Source organism: Mesorhizobium sp., from assembly GCF_041661565.1.
Taxonomy (GTDB): Bacteria; Pseudomonadota; Alphaproteobacteria; order Rhizobiales; family Rhizobiaceae; genus Mesorhizobium.
The window spans coordinates 1-4,076 of sequence record NZ_JBAZUD010000239.1; the positions used below are offsets into that span (position 1 = coordinate 1).

The window sequence follows — 4,076 nt, forward strand, 5'->3', positions numbered from 1 at the left end:
GAAGTGCTGGCTGCAGGCCTGAGCCGGCTTTGCGGACATGTCTTCACCCATATTGAAGCTAATTGCCCAGCGCATCGCGCTGGGCATCGTCCTCCTGTTGGCCGTTTCGGTCCTCATCTTCGCCGGCACCCAGATCCTGCCCGGCGACGTCGCGCAAGCCATTCTCGGACAATCGGCGACCCCGGAGTCGCTCGCCAATCTGCGCGAGCAGCTCGGGCTCAACGACCCTGCCTATGTCAGGTATTTCCACTGGCTCGGCGGCGTGCTGACCGGTGACCTCGGCACGGCCATGTCGAGCGGCCAGGATATCGCGACATCGATCAAGGGCCGTCTGTGGAACACGCTGTTCCTCGCTTTCTGGGCCGCGATCGTCGCCGTGCCGCTGGCCATCATCCTCGGCCTCATCGCGGTTCGCTACCGCAATGGCTGGGTCGATAAGCTAATCTCGGGACTGGCGCTGGCCTCGACGTCGTTTCCCGAATTCTTCATCGGTTATGTGCTTGTCTACTTCTTTGCCGTGAAATGGCAGATCTTCCCCGGCATCTCGACCGTCTATGACGGCATGCCGTTCCTCGAGCGCATGCAGGCGATCGCCTTGCCGGCGACGGCCCTGACGCTTGTCGTGCTGGCCCATATGATGCGCATGACGCGCGCGGCGATCCTCAACGTGATGCAGTCGGCCTATGTCGAGACGGCGGAACTGAAAGGCCTCTCGGCCTTCAATGTCATCCGCAAGCATGCCTTCCCCAATGCCATCGCGCCGATCATCAACGTCGTCATGCTGAACCTCGCCTACCTCATCGTCGGCGTCGTCGTGGTCGAAGTGATCTTCGTCTATCCCGGGATGGGGCAATATCTCGTCGACCATGTGACCAAGCGCGACGTGCCGGTGGTGCAAGCGGTCGGGCTGATCTTCGCCGCCGTCTATATCAGCCTGAACATCATCGCGGACATTGCGGCGATCGTCGCCAATCCGCGTCTCAGACATCCGAAATAAGGGGGGCGGGTATGCTCGATATCAAACGTATCCCCATCCCGGCGCTGATCGGCATCATCCTGACGACCTTGTTCGTGCTGGCGGCGGTCTTCGCGCCATGGATTGCTCCGCACGGCAATGGCGAAATCGTCGGTGACGTCTGGGAGCCGATGTCTTCGACGTATTGGCTGGGCACCGACAATCTGGGCCGCGACCTGTTGTCCCGCATGATCTACGGCGCCCGCATCACTCTGTTCATCGCCGTGCTGGCGACGGCGCTGTCGTTCTCGCTTGGCGCCATCCTCGGTTTCTCGGCGGCGGTGTTCGGCGGCTGGTTCGACACGCTGCTGTCGCGCCTCGTCGACCTCTTGATGTCGATCCCGACGCTGATCATGGGTCTCGTCGTCCTCTCGGTGCTGCCGACCAATCTGGTGACGCTGATCCTGGTCATGGGCGTTCTCGACTCGACCCGCGTCTATCGCCTGTCGCGCGCGGTGGCCGTCGACATCAATGTCATGGACTATGTCGAGGCGGCGAAACTGCGTGGCGAAGGCAGCGGCTGGATCATCTTCCGGGAGATCCTGCCCAACGCGCTGTCGCCGCTGGTGTCGGAGCTTGGCCTGCGCTTCATCTATGCCGTGCTGTTCCTCTCCACACTGTCCTTCCTTGGCCTCGGCGTCCAACCGCCAGACGCCGACTGGGGCGGCATGGTCAAGGAGAACAAGGACGGCATCGTCTTCGGCATCGGTGCGGCGCTCATTCCCGCAGCGGCGATCGCGGCACTGGCGATTTCGGTCAACCTTGTTGCCGACTGGGTTCTCAACCGCACGACAAGCCTGAAGGGAGGACGCGGGTGATGGCCGATACCAAAGCAAAGCCCGGGCAGCCGAAACCAGGCGTGCTGCTCGACATCCGCAACCTGCGCATCGAGGCCACGGTATATCCGCCCGGAGAGGCGCCGAAGAACATCGTGCTGGTGCACGATGTCTCGTTGACGCTTGAAAAGGGCAGAGTGCTGGGCCTGATAGGAGAATCCGGCGCCGGCAAGTCGACCATCGGCCTGTCGTCGATGGGCTACGGACGCGGCGGCGTGCGCATCACCGGCGGCGAGGTCATCCTCAACGGCCGCGACATCCTCAAGGGCGGCAAGGACGGTTTCCGCAAATTGCGCGGCCGGGAGGTCTGCTATGTTGCGCAATCGGCCGCGGCCGCGTTCAATCCGGCACACAAGCTGATGGACCAGGTGGTGGAAGCCACACTGCTGCACGGCACCGCGACGCGGGCAGAGGCCGAGAAGCGCGCTGTCGCGCTGTTCAAGAAGCTCAGCCTGCCAAACCCCGAAACCATCGGCGAACGCTTTCCGCACCAGGTTTCCGGCGGCCAGCTGCAGCGCGTGATGACGGCGATGGCGCTCTGCTCGGAGCCGGACCTGATCGTCTTCGACGAGCCGACCACCGCGCTCGACGTGACCACGCAGATCGATGTGCTGGCGGCGATCAAGGATGCAATCCGCGACACGCATGTAGCGGCGCTCTACATCACCCACGACCTTGCCGTCGTTGCCCAAGTCTCCGACGAGATCATGGTGCTGCGCCACGGCCGGCTGGTCGAATGGGGGGGCACGCGGCAGATCATCAAGGAGCCGCGCCAGGAATACACCAACGCGCTGGTGTCGGTGCACGAGATCGAGCACGCCGAACAGATCCCCGGCACGACGCCGTTCCTGTCGGTAAAGAACGTCACCGCCGCCTATGGCCGTAGCCATATCAAGGTGCTGAAGAACGTGTCCGTCGACATCTACCCCGGCCAGACATTGGCGGTGGTCGGCGAATCCGGCTCGGGCAAGTCGACGCTGGCGCGCGCCATTACCGGGCTGTTGCCACCCGAGGAGGGAACCGTCACTTTCGACGGACGGCCGCTGGCCAACCGCCTGGCCGACCGGCCGAAGGAGGACCTGCGCCAGCTGCAGATGATCTACCAGATGGCGGACGTGGCAATGAATCCACGCCAGACCGTCGGCACCATCATCGGCCGGCCGCTCGAATTCTATTTCGGCATACGCGGCCGCGAGCGCGACAAGCGCGTCGCCGAACTGCTCGACAAGATCGAGATGGGCAAGGGCTTTTCCGATCGCTACCCGGCCGAGCTTTCCGGCGGCCAGAAGCAGCGTGTCTGCATCGCCCGATCGCTCGCGGCCAAGCCGAAGCTGATCATCTGCGACGAGGTGACCTCGGCGCTCGACCCGCTGGTCGCCCACGGGATCCTCAAGCTGCTGCTCGACCTGCAGAAGGAAGAGAACGTCGCCTATCTGTTCATCACCCACGATCTGGCGACCGTGAAGTCGATCGCCGATTCCATCGCGGTGATGTATCGCGGCGAAGTCGTGCGCTATGGACCGAAGAGCAAGGTGCTGACGCCTCCCTTCGATGCCTATACCGACCTGCTTTTGTCATCGGTTCCCGAAATGGAGATCGGCTGGCTGGAGAAGGCGATCAAGGGACGGCGCATGGCCAGCGCGGGGAACTAGCGATGCCATCAGGAGGACGAAAGGCTTTCCGTCCGCAATTGCGTTGAAACGAGGAAGGCCCGATCGTGGGCCAGGGAGAGACGCTCGCCGTCATCCGCATGCAACACTAAAGCGCCACACGTCCTTCGGATGGACGTCGCTGGTGGCATTTTCAAAGGGGGTAGACAATGAAGACCGAACTCGATCATCTCGCTGAACTCGCCGGCCGGGGCCGCATATCGCGCCGAGACTTCCTTGGCCGCACCGCGGCACTGGGCGTATCCGCCGCATTGGCGACGACGCTGGCGGGGAAGGCCTTCGCGCAGACGCCTGTCAAGGGTGGCATCATCAAGGCCGGCCTGCAGGGCGGCGAATCGACCAACAGCCTCGACCCTGCGCTGAACCTCAGCCAGGTCACCTTCAGCTTCTGCAAGCAGTGGGGCGAGTTCCTGGTCCGCCTGACGCCTGATGGCGGCGTCGAGAACCTCATCGCCCAGGAGATCGGCGCTTCGGCCGACGCCAAGACGTGGACGATCAAGGTGCGTGACGGCATCGAATTCCACAATGGCAAGACGGTCGGCGCGGAGGATGTCG

The 4,076-nt window shown here is 63.3% G+C and carries 4 protein-coding genes; all 4 read left to right on the forward strand.

Going from position 1 to position 4,076, the window contains the following annotated elements:
* The first annotated feature begins 37 nt into the window (after positions 1-37).
* Complete coding sequence (locus WC739_RS24770; protein WP_372955625.1) at positions 38-997, forward strand: ABC transporter permease; 960 nt, start codon at positions 38-40, stop codon at positions 995-997.
* An 11-nt stretch (positions 998-1,008) separates the two neighbouring features.
* A complete protein-coding gene (locus tag WC739_RS24775; RefSeq protein ID WP_372955626.1) occupies positions 1,009-1,833 on the forward strand; it encodes an ABC transporter permease in 825 nt (274 codons plus the stop codon).
* A complete protein-coding gene (locus WC739_RS24780; protein WP_372955627.1) occupies positions 1,833-3,503 on the forward strand; it encodes an ABC transporter ATP-binding protein in 1,671 nt (556 codons plus the stop codon). Before WC739_RS24775 ends, WC739_RS24780 begins: the two co-directional genes overlap by 1 nt.
* A 167-nt stretch (positions 3,504-3,670) precedes the next feature.
* Positions 3,671-4,076: ABC transporter substrate-binding protein (locus tag WC739_RS24785; RefSeq protein WP_372955628.1), on the forward strand; the 406-nt coding region annotated here is incomplete at its 3' end.

What these genes read in the sequence shown, in the direction of transcription:
- WC739_RS24770 (WP_372955625.1), top strand. Translation starts at nt 38, where the DNA reads ATGTCTTCACCCATATTGAAGCTAATTGCCCAGCGCATCGCGCTGGGC.
- WC739_RS24775 (WP_372955626.1), top strand. Translation starts at nt 1,009, where the DNA reads ATGCTCGATATCAAACGTATCCCCATCCCGGCGCTGATCGGCATCATC.
- WC739_RS24780 (WP_372955627.1), top strand. Translation starts at nt 1,833, where the DNA reads ATGGCCGATACCAAAGCAAAGCCCGGGCAGCCGAAACCAGGCGTGCTG.